The organism is Paralcaligenes sp. KSB-10, assembly GCF_021266465.1.
In the GTDB taxonomy this organism is placed as follows: domain Bacteria; phylum Pseudomonadota; class Gammaproteobacteria; order Burkholderiales; family Burkholderiaceae_B.
Genome location: NZ_CP089848.1, coordinates 3,685,772 through 3,710,571 on the forward strand (window position 1 = coordinate 3,685,772; position 24,800 = coordinate 3,710,571).

At 60.9% G+C, this 24,800-nt stretch carries 17 protein-coding genes; 10 read left to right on the forward strand and 7 right to left on the reverse strand.

Annotated elements, in window-relative coordinates; translation table 11 throughout:
- Positions 1–73 precede the first annotated feature (73 nt).
- Entirely contained in the window at positions 74–1,240 is a 1,167-nt protein-coding gene (locus LSG25_RS16905; RefSeq protein WP_232742053.1) for a hypothetical protein, read from the forward strand.
- 18 nt (positions 1,241–1,258) lie between these two features.
- On the opposite strand, the gene LSG25_RS16910 is transcribed toward LSG25_RS16905, so the two are convergent.
- Positions 1,259–1,726 (reverse strand): DUF1854 domain-containing protein, encoded by a 468-nt coding sequence (locus LSG25_RS16910; protein ID WP_232744739.1) that lies wholly within the window; start codon positions 1,724–1,726, stop codon positions 1,259–1,261.
- 16 nt (positions 1,727–1,742) lie between these two features.
- Entirely contained in the window at positions 1,743–3,992 is a 2,250-nt protein-coding gene (locus tag LSG25_RS16915; RefSeq protein WP_232742054.1) for an ABC transporter ATP-binding protein, read from the reverse strand.
- 237 nt (positions 3,993–4,229) lie between these two features.
- Here LSG25_RS16915 and cphA (LSG25_RS16920) point away from each other — a divergent pair, with 237 nt between their 5' ends.
- Both cphA (LSG25_RS16920) and cphA (LSG25_RS16925) read left to right on the forward strand, forming a co-directional pair.
- The gene (gene cphA / locus LSG25_RS16920) at positions 4,230–6,437 is read left to right on the forward strand and encodes a cyanophycin synthetase (protein ID WP_232742055.1); all 2,208 of its coding nucleotides are present in this window, start codon (positions 4,230–4,232) and stop codon (positions 6,435–6,437) included.
- A gap of 75 nt (positions 6,438–6,512) precedes the next feature.
- Positions 6,513–9,083, forward strand: coding sequence for a cyanophycin synthetase (gene cphA, locus LSG25_RS16925; protein WP_232742056.1), 2,571 nt, complete (start codon positions 6,513–6,515; stop codon positions 9,081–9,083).
- A gap of 741 nt (positions 9,084–9,824) precedes the next feature.
- Here the strand turns inward: cphA (LSG25_RS16925) and LSG25_RS16930 are convergent.
- From LSG25_RS16930 to acnA, 4 genes are read right to left on the reverse strand one after another with little or no spacing between them, the layout of a single operon-like run.
- Positions 9,825–10,850 (reverse strand): GTP-binding protein, encoded by a 1,026-nt coding sequence (locus tag LSG25_RS16930; protein ID WP_232742057.1) that lies wholly within the window; start codon positions 10,848–10,850, stop codon positions 9,825–9,827.
- A 33-nt stretch (positions 10,851–10,883) separates the two neighbouring features.
- Positions 10,884–11,603: an isochorismatase family protein gene (locus LSG25_RS16935; protein WP_232742058.1), complete on the reverse strand. Its 720-nt coding sequence runs from the start codon at positions 11,601–11,603 to the stop codon at positions 10,884–10,886.
- Positions 11,604–11,634: 31 nt separating this feature from the next.
- Complete coding sequence (locus LSG25_RS16940; RefSeq protein WP_370636015.1) at positions 11,635–13,005, reverse strand: dihydroorotase family protein; 1,371 nt, start codon at positions 13,003–13,005, stop codon at positions 11,635–11,637.
- 3 nt (positions 13,006–13,008) lie between these two features.
- A complete protein-coding gene (gene acnA / locus LSG25_RS16945; RefSeq protein WP_232742060.1) occupies positions 13,009–15,726 on the reverse strand; it encodes an aconitate hydratase AcnA in 2,718 nt (905 codons plus the stop codon).
- Positions 15,727–16,048: 322 nt separating this feature from the next.
- On the opposite strand from acnA, the gene LSG25_RS16950 reads away from it, so the two are divergent.
- From LSG25_RS16950 to LSG25_RS16980, 7 genes are all read left to right on the forward strand, one after another.
- Positions 16,049–16,759: a GntR family transcriptional regulator gene (locus LSG25_RS16950; protein ID WP_232742061.1), complete on the forward strand. Its 711-nt coding sequence runs from the start codon at positions 16,049–16,051 to the stop codon at positions 16,757–16,759.
- 44 nt (positions 16,760–16,803) lie between these two features.
- Positions 16,804–17,862: a tripartite tricarboxylate transporter substrate binding protein gene (locus tag LSG25_RS16955; RefSeq protein WP_232742062.1), complete on the forward strand. Its 1,059-nt coding sequence runs from the start codon at positions 16,804–16,806 to the stop codon at positions 17,860–17,862.
- Between the two features lie 111 nt (positions 17,863–17,973).
- Complete coding sequence (locus LSG25_RS16960) at positions 17,974–18,885, forward strand: oxaloacetate decarboxylase (protein WP_232742063.1); 912 nt, start codon at positions 17,974–17,976, stop codon at positions 18,883–18,885.
- A gap of 29 nt (positions 18,886–18,914) precedes the next feature.
- The gene (locus LSG25_RS16965; RefSeq protein ID WP_232742064.1) at positions 18,915–19,616 is read left to right on the forward strand and encodes an SDR family NAD(P)-dependent oxidoreductase; all 702 of its coding nucleotides are present in this window, start codon (positions 18,915–18,917) and stop codon (positions 19,614–19,616) included.
- A gap of 63 nt (positions 19,617–19,679) precedes the next feature.
- Entirely contained in the window at positions 19,680–20,711 is a 1,032-nt protein-coding gene (locus tag LSG25_RS16970) for a tripartite tricarboxylate transporter substrate binding protein (RefSeq protein ID WP_232742065.1), read from the forward strand.
- Entirely contained in the window at positions 20,669–22,123 is a 1,455-nt protein-coding gene (locus LSG25_RS16975; RefSeq protein ID WP_232742066.1) for an FAD-binding protein, read from the forward strand. The genes LSG25_RS16970 and LSG25_RS16975 overlap by 43 nt, the downstream gene beginning before the upstream one ends.
- A gap of 168 nt (positions 22,124–22,291) precedes the next feature.
- Complete coding sequence (locus tag LSG25_RS16980; RefSeq protein WP_232742067.1) at positions 22,292–22,852, forward strand: phosphonate degradation HD-domain oxygenase; 561 nt, start codon at positions 22,292–22,294, stop codon at positions 22,850–22,852.
- Positions 22,853–22,861: 9 nt separating this feature from the next.
- On the opposite strand, the gene LSG25_RS16985 is transcribed toward LSG25_RS16980, so the two are convergent.
- On the reverse strand, positions 22,862–24,583 hold the full coding sequence (locus LSG25_RS16985; protein ID WP_232742068.1) for a methyl-accepting chemotaxis protein: 1,722 nt from the start codon (positions 24,581–24,583) through the stop codon (positions 22,862–22,864).
- Positions 24,584–24,800: the final 217 nt, after the last annotated feature.

The following is a 24,800-nucleotide window of genomic DNA, read 5'->3' on the forward strand; positions in this document are numbered from 1 at the left end:
TCGGTTCGAGGTAATATTGCGCTTCCCGAGATTGCCGATCGATCATTGCCCCTCTGTGGAGAGGAACCCAACTATGAATGAAGCCACCCAGCCCGTTGCACCTAGCCTTGGGGGAATTCAGCTTCATTGCGACGCGCCGCACGAACTCGATACGCTGCAGGAGTCTTTTCTGCGGTATCTCAAAGCCCTTGACCTTGACCGATATGTACAGGTGGGCCGTGAGGCCGGCGAGCGTGGCCGCTACCTTCGCTTCCGCCTGGACGAATCGTACGCCCGCGACTGGACGCCCGATTTCGACACCACGCAGCTTTGCCGGAAGCTGGGGCTGGATACGCAAGGCAAACCCGATGATCTGGAGCGCGAAATTCTGCTGGCCATGTTGGCAGGCCCGATTGCGTTTCCCTTTCCCAGCTACGAAGAGCTGGTATCGGGCGTGCGGATACGGGCAAATATTGTCGAGGGGGGGCGCAAAACAGTGCTGGCCTTCGATACGGAGCATGCGGAGCGTCCCAAGGAATGCTGGGAATATTCCGAGCAGCGCGGCTTTACCTTGCGGCCCGGCCAATCCCTGATTGCGTCCCTGGAAAAGACCACGCAGCCGGGGTCGTCCGGCAAGCTTTATTCGTTTTCCTGTTATCGGGCCACCGAATACGTCATGCTGCTGGGCATTGCCAGGGAACTGGCAAATTGCAATCCGCCGCTCATGAGCCGGCTGCAGGAGCAATGGGGAATACGGGCCATCATGTCCGGAGAATTCCACGATATATTCCTGCACGAATATGGTTCCTTGAGCGATCCGCTGCCGTTCAAGTATTACGTGCCGGGCGACCGCCTATGGTTTCGCAACCCCGATGAGCATTCCTCGAATGTCGAGGGCTACGAAGGCTCCTGGGTATTCTATCTGGGCGATGGGCTGTTCACGAACTTCTGGAAGCCGGGCCAGCACTACACCCTGACCAGCAAATGCGTGGAGCTCTTCCACTGGCGCAATGGGGTGTATCGGGGCCAGGACGGCAAGCTGCAGATCGACGAAGATGTCGTCGACGAGCGGGTGCGGCAGTCTTTGCGGGATCCGGCCGAAGTGGCGGCGATTCTGGAAAAGATGATGCGCCTGCGCGAACCGGCCGGAGTCTATGTGGACGGTGGATGCGTGGACGCCACGCGTGAATACGTACGCTGCGTGTGCCCGGGAACCAACGCGATGGTGTTTCCCGGCAACGCACCGCCGCCGCCCGACTGAGGTTTTGCGGCGCGCCGATTACAGGAAGTGGTCGAGCAGCCGGCGGCTGGTCTTGTCCAGCGCCGGGACATCGCGAATCAGGTACTGGACTCCGTGGTTGTCGGCAATCAGCAGGGTAGACGCCGATAGCCGGCGGATATCCTCTTCGGCCTTGAGCACCAGCTCGACATCGCCGCGGTCTGTTTCCACCTGCCAGCGGCTGGGCGTGGCAAAGCTGGAGACGTGCCGGATACGGCGCACCTCGGGCATGAATTCGCGGCTGGCCAGTTCTTGCGTCAGCAATTCGCGCGCGTCGCCGGGCAGTTCTTCCAGGGAGTCCATCCAGACCAGTTCGGCGCCGTCCGGTCCCATCAGGGCAATGCCTTGGTCTGGCGCGGAAATGGGGAAACTGCGCACCGGCACGACGGCGTTGTAGAAGCGGCCGTCGATAGTGAGCACCAGGCGCCCGAACGGGTCGCGATTGAGGCGGAAATCGTGGCTGATCATCGTTTCACCGTTGTATTCATTCAATTTCGCTTTCGTCGTCTTCAGCCCATTCGCCGTCGCTCGATATGGGTTCTTCTCCGCGGGCCTGGGCCTGGTATAGGCGGGAATAGGCGCCGTTCTGTGCGAGCAGCTCGTCGTGCCGTCCCACTTCAACGATGTTCCCGTGATCGAGTACGACCAGCCGATCGGCCTGGCGCAGCGTGCTCAGGCGGTGGGCAATCGAAATGGTGGTGCGGCCCCGCACCAGGTTGTCGAGCGCTTTCTGGATTTCGTTTTCGGTTGCTGTGTCGACCGACGAAGTGGCTTCGTCGAGAATCAGTATGCGCGGATTGATGAGCAGCGCGCGGGCAATGGAAATGCGCTGCCGCTCGCCGCCCGACAAGGCTTGCCCGCGCTCCCCCACCAGCGAATCGTAGCCATGCGCCAGGCGCAGAATGAATTCATGGGCATTGGCGGCGCGCGCCGCCGCAATGATTTCCTGTCGGCTGGCCTCGGGTTTGCCATAGGCGATATTTTCGGCGATGGTGCCGAAAAACAGGAATGGCTCTTGCAGCACCAGGCCGATATTGCGTCGATATTCGGAAATGGGGAGCGAGCGGATATCGACGCCGTCGATGCATATTGCACCTTGCGAGACATCGTAGAAGCGGCAGATCAGGTTCACGAGCGTGCTCTTGCCCGAGCCGCTGTGGCCCACCAGGCCTATCATCTCGCCGGGCGCGATATCCAGGTTGATTTCCTTGATGACGGAGCGGTTGCCGTAGCGAAAGCCGATGCGGCGCAGTTCGATGCGCCCTTCCACGTGGGCGATATGAACCGGGTTGAGCGGTTCTGGAACGCTGGACACATGGTCCAGTATGTCGAAGATCCGTTTGGCGCCGGCAGCCGCTTTTTGCGTGAACGAAACGATGCGGCTCATGGAGTCGAGCCGGATATAGAAGCGGCTGATGTAGGTCAGGAATGCGGTGAGCACCCCCACGGTGATCTCTTCGTACGAGACCAGCCATATGCCGAAGGCCCACACGACGAGCAGGCCGATTTCAGTCAACAGGGTGACCGTTGGGGTAAACAGCGACCACACCGTGTTGACTCGATCGTTGACGAGCAGGTTGCGGTTATTGGCTTCCCGGAAACGGGCCACTTCCCGTCGTTCCTGCGCAAACGCCTTGACGACCCGGATGCCGGGAATCGTATCGGCCAGCACATTGGTAATCTCGGACCAGATGCGGTCGACCTTTTCGAAGCCATGACGCAGACGGTCGCGCACCAGATGGATAAGCCAGGCAATGAACGGCAAGGGAATCAGGGTGGCCAGGGCCAGCCAGGGATTGATGGCAAGCAGGATCGCGGCGGTCATGACGATCATCAGCACATCGGTGGCGAAATCCAGCAGATGCAGCGAGAGAAATATGCAAATGCGGTCGGACTCGGAGCCGATCCGGGCGATCAGGTCGCCGGTGCGCTTGCCGCCAAAATATTGCAAGGAAAGTTTTTGCAAATGCTGGTAGGTTGCGGTGCGCAGATCGGCCCCGATGCGTTCACTGACCCACGCCAGGATATAGGTACGTCCCCAGCCCAGCAGCCAGGCAAGCAGGGACGACGCCAGCAGCCCGCCCAGATACAGCCGGACCAGGCCGTAGTCGATCGGAGCGCCGTTCTGGAATGGGATCAGCACATTGTCCATGAGCGGCATGGTCAGGTAGGGTGGCACCAGCGCCGCTGCCGTCGAGGCAAGCGTCAGCAGAAAGCCGACCAGCAAGGGCATGTGATAGGGCCTTGCAAAGCTCCATAGGCGCAGCAAGGCCCAGGTCGACGGCGGCGACTGCAGTTCCTGGGTTCTGCTCAAGTGTGCTTCGGCCCTGGATGCGGCCGCCTTGCCGTGCAGAGCGACATCGCGCTGATGATCGAACTGCGCAATCAGCCGCATGGCCGCCGGATTATGGCCTAGTGTGTAACGCCAGTTTGCCAGGCGCGCGTGCGCATCATGCAATTCCAGGCTACCGACGCCGCCGTGATCCTGGTGACGCAGCACCAGCCCTTCCTGGAATGGCCATGATTGCCAGTCCGATTCGCCCGGAGCCCTGGCCAGCAGTTGGCGCTCGGTGACTGCGATCAGGCCGGCGGCGAAATGCAGGCGAGTGTCCAGATCCGTCTCTAGCCAGGCGAGGACGGTTTCCTGCCCGGTCAGGCGGGACTCCAGGGATTTGCGCCAGGCATCCGGCAAATCGCCGACGGCGGCGCCGGCATCGTTCAATTCAGTTTTCATTGGTCCCGCGAGATCTGTCCCCATATAAAGGGAATCTTCGAATGATAGTGCGTTATTGCCACACTGGAGGGCCTTGTGTGGCATGGGGGCAAGGATTTTAATGTGGTTTTTTTACGTCTGAAGTTACAATTTTCTCCTCTTTAGCTACGCTTAGCAAACACCTAGCTGAATAATTGGCGTTAAATACCTTCCATTTCCCTATTTCGATCCTGCTCGCCACGTCTCCACCATTCAAAGATGAAAAAGAAAAACATTGAGTTCATCAATATGCTGTTTTTGCGTGGACCGGGCATTTGGGCCTATCGGCCCGTCATTGAAGCCTGGGTCGATATCGGCGAACTGGAGGATTACCCCTCCAACACGATCCCCGGTTTCTACGAGCGCCTGGTTGAGTGGCTGCCTACCCTGATCGAGCATCGCTGCAGTGTCGGCGAACGCGGCGGCTTTCTGCAGCGTGTGCGCCAGGGCACCTGGGCCGGGCATATTCTCGAGCACGTTACCCTTGAACTGCAGAGCCTGGCCGGCATGCCGGGCGGCCTGGGCCGGGCTCGCGAAACCCCGGTGCGCGGGGTCTATAAAGTCATAGTGCGCGCCTGGCACGAGCCGCTGACGCGCGCCGCGTTGTATTCGGCGCGCGACCTGGTGATGGCGGCGATAGAAGACCGGCCGTTCGATGCGCCGGCGGCCATCGCCGAGTTGCGCGCGCTGGCCGATTCCTTGCGGCTGGGCCCCAGTACCGCTTGCATCGTCGATGCGGCCGACGACAGGGATATTCCCATGACCCGCCTGAGCGAAGCGAACCTGGTTCAGCTGGGTTATGGGGCGCGTCAGCGCCGCATCTGGACGGCGGAAACCGATCGCACCAGTGCCATTGCCGAAGGCATTTCGCGCGACAAAGACCTGACCAAAAGCCTGTTGCAGGCCTGCGGCGTGCCCGTTCCCGAAGGGCAACTGGTTGAAAGCCCGCAAGAAGCCTGGGAGGCGGCCGAGTCGATTGGCTTGCCGGTGGTTGTCAAGCCTTGCGACGGCAATCACGGGCGCGGCGTTTTTACCAATCTGGCTACGCAGTCTGAAATAGAAACGGCGTATGGCATTGCGGTCGATGAAGGCAGCGGCGTCGTGGTTGAACGTTTTATCCGGGGCGATGAGCATCGCCTGCTGGTGGTGGGCGATCGCATGGTGGCCGCGGCGCGCGGTGACGCGGCCGTTGTGGTGGGCGATGGCAGCTCCACCATCGAGCAATTGATTGAAAGCCAGCTGAATTCCGATCCGCGGCGCGGGCGCGATGAAGATCACCCGCTCAATTTCATCCGGCTGGATTCGGCGGCCCGGCTTGAGCTCGCCCGCCAGAACCTGGCTCATGACTCCATCCCCGCGGTGGGCGTTCAGGTGCTGATCCAGCGCAATGGCAATGTGTCCATCGATGTCACCGATGCCGTGCACCCCAGTGTCGCCGCCGCGGTGGCGCTCGCGGCACGCGTAGTCGGCCTGGATATTGCCGGCGTCGATCTGGTCGCCGAGGATATTTCGCGGCCGCTCGAGGCTCAGCGCGGCGCCATCGTCGAAGTCAATGCGGGCCCCGGCCTGCTCATGCATTTAAAGCCGGCTGCCGGCCAGCCCCGGCCGGTCGGACGAGCCATTGTCGACCACTTGTTCCCTGAAGGCGACAGCGGCCGTATCCCGATTGTGGGGGTCAGTGGAAGCAAAGGGAAAACAACGGTTGCGCGTCTGGTTGCACGGTTGCTGCAATTGAGCGGCCAATACACCGGGCTGGCCTGCAGCAGCGGGCTGTTTTTCGCCAAACGGCATGTCGAGAAAACGGATTGCGCCAACTGGGCCGCGGGGCACCGGGTGTTGATCAATCGGGCCGTGCAGGCCGCGGTTATCGAAAACAGCAATCGCACGATTCTGAGCGAGGGCCTTGCTTACGATCGATGCCAGGTCGGGATCGTGACCAATCTCGATCCGGCCGATATCCTGCCCGAATTCTATGTGCATGAGCCGGAGCAGATCGCCACTGTCTTGCGCACTCAAGTCGATGTAGTGCTCCCCGGCGGCACGGCTGTACTCAATGCCGACGACCCGCTGCTCGCCAATATGGCGTCGCTGTGCGATGGCGCCGTTGTCTTCTTCGGCATGGACGATACCGGATCAACCATGGCCGAACATCTGGCGGGCGGTGGGCGTGCCGTATTCGTGCGCGATGCCTGGGTCGTGCTGGCCGATGGCCGCACTGAAACGCGCCTGACTGAAATCTCTTCGATTCCCCTGACCGAGGGCGGCCAGATCGTCTTCCAGATCCGCAATGTTCTGGCTGCGGTGGCGGCGGCCTGGGCCCTGGACATTGCCCCGGATCTGATTCGTGCGGGCGTGGAAACCTTTGGTGCGGAGCCGACCGATTCGGCCTTGGAAAATGCGTCGCCTGTGCTGGAAATATCGGGCTGAAGCCCGGCTGTTCTTCTTGAATGACATCAATAAAAAGCCCGCGGCGGCAATTGTGGCGATAAGGGAAATCGATTAATGGAAGTGTCACGTGTACGGACCCTGCGCGGCCCTAATCTCTGGTGCCGGCAAACGGCGATCCAAGCCATTGTGTCCTGCACCGAGGCCGAAAGCGTCATCGGCGACATGGATGTGTTTGAAACCCGGTTGCGGGCGCGTTTTCCCGATATCGATATTCTGAATCCCGCCGGCCAGGATCAGGCCAATTCAATGGCCCGCATCCTGGCCTATGCGGCCCTGGGGCTTCAGGCCCAGGCCGGTTGCCCGGTAACGTTCAGCAGGATTTCGCCCACCGTCGAACCGGGCGTGTATCAAGTCATTGTCGAATACAGCGAAGAGTCCGTCGGCCACCTGGCCTTTGAGTTGGCCGAGCAATTGTGTATCGCGGCCATGCAAGACGCGCCTTTCGATCTGGCCGATGCGCTGGCGCGTTTGCGCGAATTGAATGAGGATGTGCGTTTGGGGCCCAGCACCGGAGCCATAGTCCAGGCCGCATTGAAGCGCGGTATTCCTTATCGCCGCCTGACCCAGGGCAGCGTGGTGCAGTTCGGCTGGGGCAGCAGGCAGCGGCGCATCCAGGCCGCCGAAACCGACCGCAGCAGTGCGATTGCCGAGTCGATTGCGCAAGACAAAGAGCTGACCAAGTCGCTGCTTGCCGCGGCGGGCGTGCCGGTGCCGGATGGACGTTGTGTTGCCAGTGCCGAAGAGGCTTGGCAGGCAGCCGTGCAGATTGGCAGCCCGGTGGTCGTCAAGCCGCGCGACGGCAACCAGGGCAAAGGGGTGTCTGTCAATGTGCAAGGGCGGGACCGGGTGCTGGCGGCCTATGAACTGGCCAGCACCAATAGTTCCGACGTCATTGTCGAGCGTTACTTTCCCGGTCACGATTTCCGCCTGCTGGTGGTGGGCGACACCCTGGTTGCCGCGGCGCGTCGCGATCCGCCGCAGGTCATCGGAGACGGCAGGCACAGCATTGCGCAACTGGTGGAACTGATCAATGCCGACCCTTTGCGCGGCGAAGGTCATGGCACTTCCCTGACTAAAGTGCGGCTCGACGATACCGCCATGGCCACCATGGCCTTGCAAGGCCATAGCGCCGATTCGATTCTGAAAAAAGGCGTCCTGGTTGTGCTGCGCAATAATGCCAACCTCAGCACGGGAGGAACCGCCACGGATGTGACCGACCATGTCCACCCGGAGCTGGCGGCCAGCGCCGTTGCCGCGGCACAGATGGTCGGGCTGGACATTTGCGGTATCGATCTGGTCAGCCAGAACGTCTACGAACCGCTGGACAAACAGGGCGGTTGTATTGTCGAGGTCAATGCCGCGCCAGGCCTGCGCATGCATCTGAGCCCGTCGTATGGCAAGGGGCGCGCCGTGGGCGACGCGATTATCGACAATATGTTCGCCGAAAATGAAAACGGCCGCATCCCCGTGGTCGCGGTTGCCGGCACCAATGGCAAGACGACCACCGTGCGCCTGATTGCCCATTTGCTTGCCGGCACCGGACGGCGTGTGGGCATGACCAATTCCGACGGCGTGTATATCGGTGCCCAGCGCATCGACACGGGCGATTGCAGCGGGCCTCGCAGCGCCCGCAATGTGCTGCTGCATCCCGATGTCGATGCGGCGGTATTCGAAACCGCGCGCGGCGGCATCCTGCGCGAGGGGCTGGGCTTCGATCGCTGCAATGTCGCGGTGGTCACCAATGTGGGCACAGGGGATCATCTGGGCCTGAGCTTTATCAGCACGGTGGAAGATCTGGCCATCGTCAAGCGGGTCATTGTCGAAAACGTGGCCCCGGATGGATGGGCGGTGTTGAATGCGGCCGACCCTATCGTCGCGGCCATGGCCGAGAATTGTCCGGGGTCGGTCATCTATTTTGCTCACGACCGGAGTCATCCGCTGCTGGCGACGCATCGCGCGCAAGGGCGGCGCGCGGTCTATGTCGATGGCGGCGATATTGTCCTGGCCGAGGGCCGCTTCGAGCATCGCATTGCGCTGGCCGACATTCCCCTTACCCGCCAGGGCACCATCGGCTTTCAGGTCGAAAATGCCATGGCGGCCCTGGCCGCCGCCTGGGCGCTGGATCTGGATTGGGAAAGCCTGCGGACAGGGGTGGGTTCTTTTGTCAGCGATGCCCAGACGGCGCCGGGCCGCTTCAATGTTTTTTCCTATCGGGGTGCGACGCTGGTTGCCGATTACGGCCACAATCCTGATGCCATCCAGGCTCTGGTGCAGGCGCTGGCCACGATGCCTGCTACCCGACGCAAAGTGGTGATCAGCGGGGCTGGCGACCGGCGCGATGTCGACATCCGCCGCCAGACGGAGATATTGGGCGATGCTTTCGACGAGGTAATCCTGTATCAGGACATGTGTCAGCGCGGCCGTGCCGATGGCGAGGTGCTTGCTTTGCTTCAGGAAGGCTTGGTCAGCGCGCGGCGAACCACCGATGTGCAGGAGATCCGCGGAGAGTTCCTGGCTATCGATACCGCGTTGGGCGAATTGCAGGCTGGCGAATTGTGCCTGGTTCTGGTCGATCAGGTGGAGGAAGCGTTGGCGCACATTGCGCAACGGATTGCGGAGGGCTAGAAGATTTTTGGTTCTGGCGTTTACTGAGTTGAACGTGTTTTGGTGGCTTTCGCTTTGAGCTGCCTATACCGGCTTGATCGATGACTTTGGACTGTGCGTTGCTGTGTTGTCTGTGTGGGCGTGATGGTAATTCTATAAAGACGCCGCAGGGTGGGCGGTGCTGTGTAGTCCGGCACGTCCAGCGGTCGTGGTGCTGCGCACCCCGACTGCCCGGGTCTGCCTCGTCCAGGCGGGCGTCGGGCCAACTCACTACGCCGCTGGCGCGGCTGCGTTCAAACAGGGCCCGCCGACACCCCCCGCCTTCCCTTCGTCAGCACCCGGCGCTGGACTACCGCCGGACTACACAGCACCGCCCACCCTGCGGCTTGCGTTGAGGAAATGCATAGAAAAAGGCATTAGGGTCATGCACCGAGAGAAACGGTGAGGTCATGCATCGAGGTATACGTTGAGGCCGGCAAGCTCATTCCAGGCATGCCACAACGCGAGCCGTCTATCGGGGCTTGGGGTCAGGCCCGGCGTAAGGCGTGCGCCGGATGCTACCGTAGGGAAGGCGGGGGCTTTCGGCGGGCCATGTTTGAGCGTAGCCGCGCCAGCGGCGTAGCGAGTTTGGCCCGACGCCCGCCTGGACGAGGTAGATCCGGATCAAGCACGCCGTGCCGGTCCTGACCCCAAGCCCCGATAGACGGCGTCTTCAAATACCAACCCATCGAATCCCGCAAACACTCGAACCAAAAAAATGCGCTAAGCGGAGGGCTCGTTCAGCAAAGGAAGAATGCGCAGAAGTTCGTTTTCCGAAGTATCTTGCGCAATCACCACCAGGGTTCCCAATGCATGGTCCGGAACATTTCCGGCCAGCGACTGGGGCGGGCTGAAAAGATGGTGCACGCCATGGATGGCGTATATATGCCCGTCGTCGAAGGAGAGGATTCCTTTTACGCGCAGCAATTTCTCGCCCAGTTCACGCTGCATCGCGGTTACCCAGGCGGCATAGCGTGGCCAGGTCACGGCCGCGTCGACACGGAGCACATGGCTCGATATCCCGTACCGGAACAGATGGGAAAACCGGCCGGCCGGACTTTGAGTCGCACTCTTGCCATTGCCTTGATCATCGGACTCGAGCCGGATATCGTGTGCCTGGAGATTCGTCAGAACTTCCTGGGTCGCATGCGTATCGGGCATCGGCGACTGTATAAGGCTTGCAAAGGGGTTGTGCCGTGCAATGGCAGCGAGAATGGCTTCCAGCTCCGCTTGTGGCGCCAGGTCGATTTTGGTGAGAATGATGCGGTCGGCCAGGGCCAACTGGGTGGCGGCTTCGCGAAACGAGGCCAGCGCATGCAGGCCGTGAACGGCATCCACGCAGGTAATCACGCCGCCAAATCGATAGTGGGCCGCAACGGACGGATCGGCCATCAAAGTGTTGACGAGCGGGCCCGGGTCGGCCAGGCCCGAGGTTTCCACGACGACGCGTCCGAACGGCGCAATCTCTGTTCGCAGGCGCCTGTAATACAGGTCTTCCAGGCAGTCCTGCAGCGGGTTGTTCATCGCACAGCACAGGCAGCCGGAGTCCAGCAGCATGATATCGCTGTCGTCGGATTTTTCCAGAAGCGCGTGATCCAGGCCAACCTCGCCGAATTCGTTGACTATGACGGCGGTATCGGCAAAGGAGGGCTGGTGTATCCACTGCGCAAGCAGCGTGGTTTTGCCGCTGCCGAGAAATCCCGTCAATAGATAGACGGGCAGCTTTTCGGCCGTATCGTTTGTCGACATTGATGGATCTTTCAGGGTAAACAGGCCCAGGGGTCAGCTGGCTTCCCGCAGGGGCAGGTTTTCAAGGTATTCCTCCACTTCACGCGAGGGAATGACGTCGGCGTATTTGCAGTTCAGGTCGAACAGATTGATCGCATGGCTGGCCTGGAAGCGGTCGAAAGCGGCTTCTTCGGGAATGATGACCTTGAAGTTGTACGAGTAGGCATCGACAGCTGTTGCGCGCAGGCACCCGGACGAAGTGCAGCCCACCAGGATCAGGGTGTCCACGTCAAGAAAGTTCAGATGGCTCATGAAAATCGTGCCGAAGAAGCACGAGGGTTTCTGCTTGCTGATGCGAATGTCCTGCGGACGCGGCGCCAAGGGTTCCACCGTCTCGGTGGCATGGGTATGGGCGATGACCGTTTTTTCGCCGCCGCGATGATTCTTGCCCACCTGTACGCCGCTGTCCATCAGGTCGGGGCGCCGGCCGCTTTCCGTGTAGAACACGGGAATGTTCTTGTCGCGCGCCAGCTTCAAGAGCGGCACCATATGCGCGACGGCATCCCAGGCTTCTTTGCCGCAGTGCGTGCGGTATTGCTTGAGGCCGTCGAGAATTTCCTGTGGGGTATCGCCGCAAAAATTGTATTGAACATCGATGATGAACAGCGCCGGGCGCTTGCCAAAGCCGCCGCGTTTTCCATAGCCAGCCACTTTCAGTACTTCCTGGTCGCGTTCGGTAAGGAAATCATCCCAGATTCGTTTTGTATCGCTCATGATTTTTCCGTTTGAATGAATAAATATTGGCTCAGAGGCGGCGCAGGAAACGGCCGCCGGGGTGGGCACGCGCTTCGTCCGTAATGCGCCCGTCCTGCATGATGGTGCGCCCGCGCACCAGCGTGCGCACAGGCCAGCCCTTGATGGCCATGCCTTCGTAGGGTGAATAGTCGGCGTGGGATTCCAGCGTTGCGGGATCGACCATTTTTTCCAGGTCGGGGTCGACTATCAGCAGGTCCGCGTCTTTGCCGATCTCGATGCTGCCTTTGCTTGGCATGTTGTAGATATGCGCCGAGTTGGCCGAGCAGAGCTCGATGATCCTGGGAAGGGGAATATGGCGGCGGTGATACCCTTCGTGCAGCATGATGGGCAGGATCATGCCGGTACCGGGGAAGCCATTGCTCGCCGCCCAGATATTCTTGTCTTTCGTGACGCGTTTGCGCGGAACGTGATCCGATCCGATAGTTGTGATCGACCCATCCAGGACTCCCTCCCACATGGCCTCTACATCGCCCTGGCCGCGTACCGGAGGATTGACCTTCGCATAAGGGCCGGCGGGCGATTCGTCATTCAAAAAAAGATAATGCGGGCAGCTTTCTACGTAGATAGGCGGGCCGTTGCGGCGCTGGCGGTGGCGGCGCACCTCGTCAAGCGCTTCACGGCTGCTCAGGTGCACGATATTGACGGGCGTATGGGTCCTGGAGGCGAAGTAGCAAACCCTGTGGACATTCTCGGCTTCAAGGAAATCCGGGCTCTGTTCGTTCCAGGCCTTCAGGTCGTCCCTTCCCGCGGCGCGCAGCGGGTCTCGCAGCACCGGGATGACTTCCACGTTTTCGCAATGCACGCCCAGCACAGCCCCGGGGATCCGGGCTGTCTCGCGCAATGCGGAATAGAGCAGGCCGTCGTCGATATCGGTGAAGCCTTGCGCCAAGCCTGCCGCGCCCTTGTACATCATGTAGAGCTTGTACGAGGACACGCCGAAGCGAGTCGAGATTTCTTCCAGGGTTTGAACATGCAGATGGCTGGTGATGCCGAAATGAAAGCCGATGTCGATGCAGCTTTGCCGTTCGGCCAAGGTTCGCGCCGCTTCGAAAGAGTCGCGTATGTCTTTGGAGCGGTGAAACGACAGGGCGGATGTCGTGCCGCCCAGTGCCGCGGTGCGCGACTCGGTTTCGAAGTCGGTTTCGGGCGAGCCGAATCCGAAATGCACATGGGGGTCGATGATGCCGGGCAGCAGCCACAGGCCCTGGCAGTCGATGGTTTCGCGCGCGGCCAGATCGGCTCCGTGTTCGGCGATGACGGCGATGCGGCCGTCCTTGATGCCAAGCACGCCGTCGGTCAGTCCTTTATGAGGGAGCAGCAACCGGGCGTTGGTGATAAGAGTGTCTAGAGCCATGCCGATATCTCAATGGGATGTTGTGGGGGTGGTGGAAATGCCGGAGCGGGAAGTCTCGGCGGGAATGAAGGAGCGCAGGACGCTTTTGGGTATGCCGCCGGCCGCCATCAAGCCGCGCTCGGCGGTCGTCAGGACCTGTGCTGTAGCCTGGAAGCGGATCACATCGCCCGATTCGTTGTGCGCGGTCACTTCCACGGGCCTGCCGGTCTTTACGGCTTCCGCCACATGTTCGAAGCTGAACCGTTCAGTTCCTGTCAGCCCTAATTGGCGCCATCCCTGGCCTGGAAGAAAGGCCAGCGGCAGGACACCCATGCCGACCAGATTCGCCCTGTGGATCCGTTCGAACGATTCCGCAATGACCGCCCGCACGCCCAGCAGCGCCGATCCTTTCGCGGCCCAGTCGCGGCTGCTGCCCGTGCCGTATTCCTTGCCTGCCAGCACGATGACGCCGCGGCCCTCGCGGCGATAGGCCTGGGCCGCATCGAATATGGTCATTTCTACATCATCGGGGAAATGGCGCGTCAGGCCGCCTTCGGTCTCGGGCATCAAGGCATTCTTGATGCGGATATTGGCGAACGTGGCGCGGGCCATGACTTCGAAATTGCAGCGCCGTCCCACATAGCTGTTGAAGTCGCGTGGCTGGATGCCGGCGGCCAGCAGATATAGCCCGGCTGGCGTCTCGCTGGGAATTTCGCCCCCCGGTGAAATATGATCGGTGGTGAGCGAATCGCCGAACGCGGCCAGTACACGGGTTTCACACAGATCGTCGGCAAGCCGCTCAAGCGCATTGTCGTCGGGCGTGCCTTGAAAGAACGGCGGCTCCACCAGATAGTGGGAGGACGGATCCCATGGGAAGCGCTGGCCGGTCGGCGCGTGCAGCTCGTGCCACATCGCGGCGTCGAAATTGGCGGGATCGTAAGTGGCGGTGAACAGTTGCTGCTGCTGGGCGAAGGGCAGCAGTGCGGCGATTTCGGACGACGACGGCCACAGGTCGCGCAGATAGACCGGATCGCCATTGGCGTCGCGGGCGAGCGCTTCGTTTTCGAAGTCGATATCGATCCGTCCCGCCAAGGCATAGGCGACCACCAGCGGCGGCGAGCCGATGTAATTGGCGCGGATCAGCTTATGGATGCGGCCTTCGAAGTTGCGGTTGCCCGACAAGACGGCGGCGACCACCAGTTTTTGCGTTTCGATTTCCTGGGCGACATCCGGGGCCAGGGGCCCGGATTTGCCGCCGCAAGTCGTACAGCCATAGCCGATGGTATGAAAGCCCAGGGCTTCCAGCGCCGGTGTCAATCCTGCCTGATCCAGATAGCGGGTGACGGCGCGCGAACCGGGTGCCAGCGAGGTCTTGACCCACGGCGCCGCTTTTAGTCCGCGTGCCAGGGCTTTTTGCGCCAGCAGCCCGGCGGCCAGCATGACGGAAGGGTTGGAGGTATTCGTGCACGATGTGATCGCCGCCAGCACGACAGCACCATGGCGCAATGAGGTTTCCGGCAGTGCCGGCGCGGAGGCTGTCGCTTTGGCGGCGAAGCCGCCCTGTCCCTGCGGGGCATGCAGCCTGGATCGGAAATCGGCCGGTATGTCGCCGATGGCCAGGCGATCCTGGGGCCTGCTGGGGCCCGCCAGGCTGGGCACGGCCTGGCTCAGATCGATCTCGACGAGGCGCGAGTAATGGGCGTGTTCCGAGCCGGCTTGGCGAAACAGGTGATTGGCGCGGCAATAGGCCTGGACCGATTCGATATGTTCGGCTGTGCGGCCGGTCGTGCGCAGATAATCGATGGTTTGTTCGTCGACCGGGAAAAAGCCGCAAGTGGCGCCGTATTCCGGCGCCATATTGGCGATCGTGGCACGTTCCGGCACACTCAGATCGGCTACGGCCGGGCCGAAAAATTCCACCATATTGCCGGCCACACCTGCTTTGCGCAGCATTTGCGTAACCAGCAGGGCGGCATCGGTGGTCAGGGCTGGGGCGCGTATTGCTCCCGTGAGCCTGACGCCTATTACCTCCGGAATGGGAAAGGTGTAGGCGTGGCCCAGTACAGCCGCCTCGGCGTCAATGCCGCCGACACCCCAGCCCAGCACGCCCAGGGCGTTGATCATGGGAGTGTGGGAGTCGCCGCCTATGACGAAATCGGGATAGGCCCACGTGCCGTCGGCGCGGTCCGTGCACGAAATTACCGGGGCGATATGTTCGAGATTGACTTGGTGGATGATGCCCGTGCCGGGAGGAAATACGCGCACTCCGTTGAAAGCCTGCTGCGCCCATTTCAGGAAGCGGTAGCGTTCTTCGTTGCGTTCGAATTCACGATGCAGGTTGCGCGCCACGGCATCGGGGCCTGCCCAATTGTCGACTTGCAAAGAATGGTCGACGATCAGATCCACGGGGATGCGGGTATCGACGGCCTTTATGTCGCCATGGTGTTCCGCGACCGCATCGCGCAAGGCGGCAAGGTCTTGCAAGACGGGCAGGCCGCTGGAGTCGGGCAGAATCACGCGGGTGACATACAAAGGCAGGTCCACCCCCGTGTTGCCGCGCCAATTCAGCAAGGCCTGGATTTCGCTGTCGGCGACAGGGTCGCCCCATGCGCGGTGTCTGCACAGATTTTCCAGCAGTATTCGAATTACATAAGGAAAGGCGGCGATGTCCAGGCCTGCCGCTTCTGCCTCGGAGGCAATGCTGGCATAGCGCAGAGTGCGATCGCGGATGGGAAGCGTGGCAATCATGGCGGGCTACTCGATGACAGGAAACAGTGAAGACTCGATCTTTATGGGATACCTGGATTTGATTATTGGCGACGCATCATAATAATGTCAACACTTTAATAAAACTGTTTAAAATACTGATGCTGTTTCAGCAGGATTTTGGCTTGTTTTTTGTGGAATAAATATGAGTATATGTGATAGAAACATCGAAATAGCCATATAAAGTATAAGTATTTTCCCTTAAGCAGGAATGGGGCTGCTTAGAGGATCGGTTTTTTCTTTGGCTTCCATTTTGTCTAAAAAGTTGACAGAATTCGGGCGTGGCTGATAATCTGTTAACACTATGACTCAATCTCAAACTACTCTGTTGCGCACTGGCGACTCCCAGGAACCGCTTTCCGAGCGGGTGTTCGGGCAAATGCTGGATGCCATATATCAGGGCCGGCTGCTACCGGGCAGCATCATCAATGAAGTGACGCTGGCGCAGGAGTTCGGTGTCAGCCGCGGGCCGGTGCGCGAAGCGGTTCGCCGGCTGCAGGGTATTCAACTGGTAACACGCGAGCCCTATGTCAAAGCACGGGTGGTTTCTTTGTCGGGGCAATCGGCGCTCGAGCTCTTTCAGATGCGCATGGCGCTCGAAGGGGTTGCCTGCAATCTTGCGACCCGGCGCATGAGCGATGCCGAAATTGCGTCCTTGTCGTCGGAGCTTGAACGAGACCGGCAGCTTCAACTGGACGAACAAGGCAAGCAAACCAATATGCGGCGAGTGTTCGATTTTCATGAGCGCATTGTTCATGCCAGCGGCAATCAACGGATCATCAATGCCCTGTGCGGCGATTTGTACCATTTATTGCGCATCTATCGACGGCATTCGGGCACCGTGCTCGAGCGCAAGCACGATGCCTACGCAGAACATTGGCAGATTCTCAGGGCGATCAAGGTGCGTGATGCCGACCTGGCTGAATCGCTGATGCGCTCGCATATCGGGCGCGCGGCGCAGCACCTGTCGGAACATCTGGTCGAATCGAATTTCGCTTCGGGTCGAAGGGCCTGAGTTTCCGGCGACGGGGTATGCAAGATCCTTTAGGAGTGATGGAAATGAATAATCCGCATGAGTTCCCGGGCCTGCCCAATGAGGCAGATTCAGCCGAGTCGACCACGGCTGCTTCGGCCCACGGCATATCGCGGCGTTCCCTGATGCGCGCGGCATTGGCTGCGCCGGTGGCGGCGCTGGCTTCCCGCACCGCCTTCGCCGACGATTTTCCGTCGCGTCCTCTGCACATGATCGTGCCCTTTCCCGCAGGCGGTTCGTCCGACGCGTTGAGCCGAATCGGCGCAGCCGCCTTGTCCTCGCAATTGGCTCAGTCCGTCGTTGTCGAAAATCGCGGCGGGGCGGGAGGCAATATTGCCGCCGACTACCTGGCGCGCAGTCCGGCCGACGGCTATACGTTGCTGGTTGCGGGGCAGGCCATCATGGCCATCAACAAGGCCTTGTACAGCAAGATTTCGTACGATCCGCAAGCCTTTGCCTATGTGGGCATGCTGGGCAACAATGCCAATGTCCTGCTGTCCAATCCCAAGGTCCTGCCCGCGCGCAATGTGGCGGAACTGATCGCCCTGGCCAAGGCTCAGCCCGGCAAGATTCCCTTCGGATCCAACGGCATAGGCTCCTTGTCGCACTTGACCGCCGAGGTCTTTGCCGCCGCGGCGGGAGTCAAGTTCCTGCATGTGCCTTATCGCGGCGCGGCGCCCATGGCGACGGATTTGCGTGCGGGCCGCATTGCCTTCTGTTTCACGGGCTCGACTCTTGCCGTGTCGCTGGCCAACACAGGTGCCCTGCTGGCGCTTGCCGTCACGACGGCTCAACGCATCGATCAGCTTAAAGATACCCCTACCTTGGTGGAGTCGGGCTTTCCCATGCTCGATGCCCCATCGTGGTGGGCGCTGATGGCAACTCCAGGCACGCCCGGGCCCGTATTGGCCAAATTGCGCAAGGCATTCGCCGCGGCCGCGGCCACGCCCGCCTACCAGACCGCCTTGAGGAACCAGGCTACTTTGCCGGCCTTGCTGCCGCCTGAAAAGGCCGACGCATTCTTTGCGCACGAACGCCAGGTCTGGACGAGCGCGGTCAAGTCCAGCGGGGCGCGCGCCGAATAGGCCACGCCCCGGAGCCCTGCCGACAGCAGGGCGCTTTCAACAGATTCAACAGAATTCCCATTCTTTTTCTTATATCAGAATGAGCCCCAGTTACACTTCAGGAACCAGTCCATGAGCACTAACCCCCGCAAATTTCGAGAGCTTCTGAAAAACGAGGCCTTTATTGTTTCGCCGGGCGTCTATGACGGCTACAGCATTCGCCTGGTCGAGGCCGCCGGCTTTAAAACCGCCGCCACCAGTGGAGCCGCCTTATCCAATTCCATGTTGGGTGTGGCCGATATTGGTGTCATGGGCTTGACCGAAAACGTGAATCACTGCCGCAACCTTGCGCGTTCGGTATCCATTCCTCTGACCGCCGATGCCGACACGGGCTATGGCAATCCGGTGAACGTATTCCATACTGTGCGGCAATTCGAAGAAGCGGGCGTCGCAGGTATCAATCTGGAAGACCAGGTCAGTCCCAAGCGTTGCGGCCACATGCCCGGCAAAGATGTCGTCAGCCTGGCCGAAATGGTCAAGAAGATAGAAGCCGCCTGCCTGGCCAGGCGCGACGATGACTTCGTCATTATCGCCCGCACGGATTCCATCGCGGTCGAAGGCATAGACGGGGCCGTCAAGCGTGCCAAGGCCTATGCCGCCGCGGGTGCCGATATGCTGTTCCCCGATGCGGTGCGCACCGAAGACGATATCAAGCGTCTGGTCGATGCCGCGGGGATCCCGCTCAGCGTCAACATGGGGTTTGGCATCCGCTCCCGCCCCACGACACCGATCATTCCCATTCCGCGGCTGAAAGCCATTGGAGTCAAGCGCATCAGCTTGCCGCGCATGCTGCCGGCCGCCGCGATCCATGGCATGACCCAGGCCCTGAGGCTCATGCAGGAAGTAATCAGGACCGGACAGCCGATCGACCGCCCCGATTTGCTGGTGGGAATCGAAGACATCATGAAGCTCATGGGCTACGAGGAAATGCGCGAGCTTGAGAAGCGCCTTACTACCCTAGATCCTGAGCCTTTGGGCGTTTGAGCGCGACTTTGCAAAGCAAGGCTGCAGCCATGAACCATTGCCTCGTTACGGGATCCGCATCCGGTATAGGACTGGCGCTGGTCGACAAGCTTCTGGCCGCAGGCTGGCAGGTCGATGGGGTGGACCGCGTGGCGGGCCCTTCCGGCGCAAACCCCTGCTATACCGGGCACCAGGTAGACCTGGCCGATATGGCGGCATGCCGGGAATTCGCCGCGGCCTTGCGAGGACGCGGCATTACGGCGTTCGTGCATTGCGCGGGAATCATGCGCACCGGTGGCGTAAGCGATACCGATAGCGCGGCCGCCGATCTTCTTTGGAGGATCCATGTCGCGGCACCCATGACGCTGATGCATGCCCTGGCTGATGAGTTGCCCGACCTTCACGGCCGGGTTGTCCTGGTGTCGAGCCGTGCCGTGCTGGGGCGTGCGGGGCGGGCCGCCTATGCGGCCAGTAAGGCGGCGCAGATCGGCATGGCGCGCAGTTGGGCGGCTGAATTGATAGTTCGTGGCATCACCGTGAATACGGTGGCTCCCGGGGCGGTCGATACGCCCATGTTGTCAGGCCCGGACCGAGGGGCTCCGGCGCGAGTGGCGCTGGCGTTGGGCCGGCTGATCCGACCCGACGAGGTTGCCGCGACCATTGCATTCCTGTTGGGTCCCGATGCCGGGGCGATTACCGGGCAAACCTTGTATATCTGCGGCGGCGCGTCACTCGAGATCGCTACGCTCTAGGCCATAAGCCGATATGTATCGGTGTTCCATTTTTTTTATTTTCCATAAATCGGAGACAAAACGATGAAAAGTTCTACCAGGCAAGATAATTCGATAATGGGTTCCCGGATGCGCCGGGGATTTATCAAGGCATGCTGGCTGTCGGCGACGCTGTTGGGTCTTGGCATGACGGCGCAGGCTTCGGCCGAGTCCGCGGCCAGCTTTCCCTCGCGGCCGGTCACCATTGTGGTGCCGTTCCCGCCGGGAGGCCCGACCGATATCGTAGGCCGGTCGCTGGGCGCGGCGCTATCCAAGAAATGGGGGCAATCCGTGATCGTCGAGAATCGGCCCGGCGCGGGTGGCAATATCGGCTCGACCATGGTTGCTCGCGCTCAGCCCGACGGCTATACCTTGATCCTGGGTGTGACGGGCTCGCATGCGATCAACAAATGGCTCTACAAGTCGCTCCCCTATGATCCGCAGAAAGACTTCGAACCGGTCAGCCTGGCGGTGATCTATTCCAATGTCATCGTCGCCAACCCCAATTTTCCCGCCAACAATCTGCAAGAGCTGATTGCCCTGGCGAAGAAAAATCCCAACAAGTACAGCTATGGATCGGACGGTAACGGCACTGCCAGCCATTTGTCCATGGAACTGCTGAAGGAACAAGGCAAATTCAAACTGGTCCATGTGCCCTACAAGGGCAGTGCGCCCATGCTCAATGACGTGATGGGCGGCACGATCCCATTGGGCATTACCGGGCTGCCTTCGGCCCAACCCATGATCCAGGGGGGGCGGCTCAAAGTCATAGGCCTCACCACGGCGCAAGACTACAGCGGTAATCACTATCCCACTATTGCCGGCCAGGGTTTTCCGAAATACGACATCGCTCCTTTCTCGGGAATTTTTGCTCCAAAAAATACGCCTCCCGCTATTGTTGCAAAGATCTCCGCCGACATGGCCGATGTCTTGAATCAGGCCGATATGAAAGAAAGAATGGCCAAGCTGGGCCTCAAGCCGATGCCGACAACGCCCAAGCAAACCGCCGATTTCCAGGCCAAGCAGATCGAGCAATGGAAGAAAGCCGTGGAGATTTCCGGGGCATCGATCAATTAAGGAAGCCGTTCATGGTCGCGCGCAGGGCTGAAGTCGAATTCGACGCCGAGGTGGATGTACTGGTCGTTGGGGCGGGCGGTTGCGGCCTGACCGCGGCGCTTGCCGCAAGCAGCGCCGACCCGAATGCCTCCATCGCGGTGCTGGAGAAAGCCGATCGCCTGCAGGGAAATACATTGCTCTCCAGTGGCTCGATTCCAGCGGCGGGCACGCGGTTCCAGGCCCTGGCCGGCGTCCACGACACCGCGCAGGATTTCCTGGATGATCTGGAGCGCGTGGCGGGCCCCCATCAGGCGCACGCTTTGGCGCGCCGGCTTGCCGGGGTGTCCGCCGAGCTGGTGGAATGGCTGGTCGATGATGCCGGCGTCAGCCTGACGCTCGTGGAAACGTACAAGCATATCGGCCACCGTCGACACCGCTTGCATTCGCCACCATCGCGCCGCGGAGAAGATCTGCTCAACGACCTGGCGCGCACCGCAGAGGCGCGCCGCATACCCGTGGCCATGGGCAATCGTGTCGTCGACCTTGTCCTATCCGGCCAGGGAGCGGTGTGCGGCGCGATAACCCGGGGCAAGGACGGCAGCGGTACCGTTCTGGGCGCTCGCGCCGTAATACTCGCGACCAATGGCTTTGGCAACAATCGGGCATTGCTGGCACGCTATTGCCCGGAGCTTGCACAGGCGCCCTACGGTGGCTCCATGGGCAGCGAAGGCGAAGCCATACGCTGGGGCGAGGAACTCGGGGCCGGGCTGGCCAATATGGCCGCGTATCAAGCCCATGCAAGCCTGGCCGATCCGCACGGGTCGCTGGTAACCTGGACCGTGATTGAAAAAGGCGGTGTCGTCGTCGATCGCGATGGCCGCCGGCTTGGCGATGAGAGCATGGGTTATTCGGCTTTCGCCGCGCTCGAATTGGGGCGCGATGGGCCTTTCTATGTCATTGCCGATACGCGGGTACGGGACGCCACTGCCGCGGGGCAAAGCGAGTATGCCGGACTCGTCGGTCATAACGGCGTGCTGGTATCCGATAGCGCCGCAGCCCTTGCCCGGCGCCTGGGCATGGACGAACAGGTTTTCGCTGGTACGCTGGACGCGGCGGCTGGCGCGGCGCAAGGCCGGATGGCTGACCCGCATGGCCGCCTGGATTGGGGTTTGGGTCCGCTGCGCGCGCCTTACACCGCGACACGCATTGGGCCGGCCTTGTTCCACACACAGGGAGGCCTGCGCGTTGATGACGATGCCCGCGTTCTGCGTCCCGACGGATGTCCCATTGCGGGTTTGTACGCAGGTGGGGGTGCCGCCTGCGGGATCAGCGGCGTTCGTGGGGGTGCTGGATATATGTCCGGCAATGGTTTGCTGGCTGCGCTGGGGCTGGGCTACCTGGCTGGCCGCGCGGCGATTCGGGACCTCCATTGAAGAAATGACTGGGCAGCGGCGCCGCTGCCTCGAGTTTTCGTTGCGTCCTCGGGCAAATCGAGCCTATTTGCGCATCGCGGCTCAGCGCTCCGATATTCCTGCGGTCCTTTTCACTGTGCTGTCACATCGGGGCGATATTCTTGGGTTCCACAAAAATAAGGACTCCCCATGGCCCTCAGCCTCGCCGACATTCGTTCCTTGTTTCAGGAGTATGGTTCTTCGCTGTATAGCGGCGAAGCGGTGACGCAATTGGAGCATGCGCTTCAGACGGCGTCCCTGGCTGAACGAGAAGGCGCGTCGAAGGCCTTGATAGCGGCATCGTTGTTGCATGACCTGGGCCATATCTTGTGCCTGCTGCAGGCTGCGAGCGCCCAGCCCAAGCTGGGAACGGACGATCTGCATCAGTTTTATGCCCTGCCGTTTCTGCAGTCGACATTGCCCGACGCCGTGCTCGATCCCATCAAGCTTCATGTCGACGCCAAGCGCTGCCTGTGCGCCATTGACAATGGCTATTACTCGACTCTGTCGCCCGCTTCCGTTCAGAGTCTGCGGTTGCAGGGCGGCGTCTTCAATGCGGCGGACGCCGAGAATTTCCTGCAGCGTCCTTTTGCCCAGGACGCCTTGCGCCTGAGGCGCTGGGATGACAAGGCCAAGATACCGGACGCCGCGACGCCCGATCTTGAACATTTCCTGGCCATAGTCGCCGATGTACAAATGGCCCATGCCTGACTTTATGCGTCAACAGCGTGCGCCCACAAGGGCCGCGTTCGCGGCGCCGAGTGCGATGGGGTGCTTGCTTCGCTCGGATGGGGCCGGGGCGGCGTTGGCGGGGCCATCAATGTCGGCATGTTGAATAGGCTCCTCCAGCCTGAACTGATACACCGCAGCCTCCAGTCCATCTGCCTGTTCCTGTTGGGCCAGGGTGGCTTGGGCCGAGTCCTGCACCAGGCTGGCATTGTGCTGGGTGATGCCGTCCATCTGGCTTACGGCCAACGCAACTTGATGGATACCGCTGGCTTGCTCGTCCGATGCGGCGGTGATTTCGCTCATGATGTCGCTGACCTGCTGTACCGACCGCAGGATCTCTTCCATCGTGGCGCCGGCGCTGTCGACCAGGCTGCCGCCCGCGTCGATTTGAGTCACCGAGTGATCGATCAGGGATGCGATTTCCTTGGCTGCGCTGGCCGAGCGCTGGGCCAGGCTCCGAACTTCGGATGCGACGACGGCAAATCCCTTGCCCTGTTCGCCGGCACGCGCGGCCTCGACCGCGGCATTGAGCGACAGGATATTGGTCTGGAAGGCGATGCGGTTGATGACATCGATAATGGTGACGATTTGACGCGAGCTTTCCCGTACGGCGTGCATGGTGGTCACCGCTTTTTGAACGGCCTGACTGCCGCGCAGGGCATTTGTTCTGGCGGTTTGGACAAGCATGTTGGCCTGCAGGGCGTGGTCGGCGTTTTGCTTGACCGTGACGCTCAATTCTTCCATGGAGGCAGCGGTTTCCTGCAGGCTGGCGGCCTGAGCGGCGGTGCGGTGCGACAGGTCGACATTGCCGCTGGAGAGGCGGCGCGAGGCCGTGGCAATTTGTACGCTGCGGTCGCGTACGTCCCGGACCACATGCTGCAGGCTTTGGCCTATGCCATTGAGCGCGCGCAGCAGGCTGCCGAGCTCGTCGCGGCGCTCAACTTCGGCCTGGGCGGTAAGATCGCCGGCGGCAATCCGCTGGGCGACCCGTACCCCCTGGTCCAGAGGCCGCTTGATGGCTCTATATAAACAGAACAGGGCCAGCGCGCTGCTCAGGAGCAGGGCAGTCAGCGCGAACGACGCAATGCGATAGGCTGTCCGGCTGGCCAGGTCGGCGGCCAGGACATCGGTGGCAAAGCGGTTGGCTTGCTGCCGATCGAAATCATCGATGGTTTTTGAAATATCGTTTGCGGCATTGGCGTACTGCTGTCCGAATACCATGACCTTGGCCAGCATGGGATCGGGCAATTTGACTTTGATGCCGCCTTGGCCGTCGTCGAATTGTCCGCTGGCGGTGCTGATGGCTTCGATCTGGGTTTGGGCGAGCTTGGCCGATTGGGCGAAGGCGGAATCGATTTTGGCGGTTTCTTCCGGAGAGAAGCCGGCACGATCCAGTTCTTCCCTGAGCGATGTTTTCTTTCCTTGCGCATCGGGCGCTGAGCCTTCCATGACGGCGAGACGATGCCGGTAGCTTTCTTCGAATTCAGGCTGTCCGCTGGCCACGAAAGCCATCGCGTCGCGGGTCTGGTTCTGCGCATATAGCTTGAATTCAGTCGCGAGATGGGTGGCGTGGTAGCGTTGATCTTCGATGTGCTTTAAATGCTGTATAGCCCGCGTCAGGTTTTCAAGGGCGCCGAAGGCCAATAGGGAAAACAGCAGCAGGACGGCCAGAATACCGATGAAACTGTTTTTTAGAGTGAACCATTTTTTCATGCAAAGACCTGTATGGATGCGTGGTGTGTGCGGCGAGAATTATTGCATCGCATCATTACAGATTAGGGACAGGCATGCCGCGTGCATTGCCTCCGCGCGAATGCCGTAATGCCCGTGGGCGCGGCTGCGAGGCCCAGCCCTGCGCCTGGCGGTATCCGCGCCGCCGGAACGCTCCAGAAGGACCTGATGCCGGGTATTTCCCGCCCGCCCTTTTCTG

What these genes read in the sequence shown, in the direction of transcription:
- LSG25_RS16905 (WP_232742053.1), top strand. Translation starts at nt 74, where the DNA reads ATGAATGAAGCCACCCAGCCCGTTGCACCTAGCCTTGGGGGAATTCAG.
- LSG25_RS16910 (WP_232744739.1), bottom strand. Translation starts at nt 1,726, where the DNA reads ATGATCAGCCACGATTTCCGCCTCAATCGCGACCCGTTCGGGCGCCTG.
- LSG25_RS16915 (WP_232742054.1), bottom strand. Translation starts at nt 3,992, where the DNA reads ATGAAAACTGAATTGAACGATGCCGGCGCCGCCGTCGGCGATTTGCCG.
- cphA (WP_232742055.1), top strand. Translation starts at nt 4,230, where the DNA reads ATGAAAAAGAAAAACATTGAGTTCATCAATATGCTGTTTTTGCGTGGA.
- cphA (WP_232742056.1), top strand. Translation starts at nt 6,513, where the DNA reads ATGGAAGTGTCACGTGTACGGACCCTGCGCGGCCCTAATCTCTGGTGC.
- LSG25_RS16930 (WP_232742057.1), bottom strand. Translation starts at nt 10,850, where the DNA reads ATGTCGACAAACGATACGGCCGAAAAGCTGCCCGTCTATCTATTGACG.
- LSG25_RS16935 (WP_232742058.1), bottom strand. Translation starts at nt 11,603, where the DNA reads ATGAGCGATACAAAACGAATCTGGGATGATTTCCTTACCGAACGCGAC.
- acnA (WP_232742060.1), bottom strand. Translation starts at nt 15,726, where the DNA reads ATGATTGCCACGCTTCCCATCCGCGATCGCACTCTGCGCTATGCCAGC.
- LSG25_RS16950 (WP_232742061.1), top strand. Translation starts at nt 16,049, where the DNA reads ATGACTCAATCTCAAACTACTCTGTTGCGCACTGGCGACTCCCAGGAA.
- LSG25_RS16955 (WP_232742062.1), top strand. Translation starts at nt 16,804, where the DNA reads ATGAATAATCCGCATGAGTTCCCGGGCCTGCCCAATGAGGCAGATTCA.
- LSG25_RS16960 (WP_232742063.1), top strand. Translation starts at nt 17,974, where the DNA reads ATGAGCACTAACCCCCGCAAATTTCGAGAGCTTCTGAAAAACGAGGCC.
- LSG25_RS16965 (WP_232742064.1), top strand. Translation starts at nt 18,915, where the DNA reads ATGAACCATTGCCTCGTTACGGGATCCGCATCCGGTATAGGACTGGCG.
- LSG25_RS16970 (WP_232742065.1), top strand. Translation starts at nt 19,680, where the DNA reads ATGAAAAGTTCTACCAGGCAAGATAATTCGATAATGGGTTCCCGGATG.
- LSG25_RS16975 (WP_232742066.1), top strand. Translation starts at nt 20,669, where the DNA reads ATGGAAGAAAGCCGTGGAGATTTCCGGGGCATCGATCAATTAAGGAAG.
- LSG25_RS16980 (WP_232742067.1), top strand. Translation starts at nt 22,292, where the DNA reads ATGGCCCTCAGCCTCGCCGACATTCGTTCCTTGTTTCAGGAGTATGGT.
- LSG25_RS16985 (WP_232742068.1), bottom strand. Translation starts at nt 24,583, where the DNA reads ATGAAAAAATGGTTCACTCTAAAAAACAGTTTCATCGGTATTCTGGCC.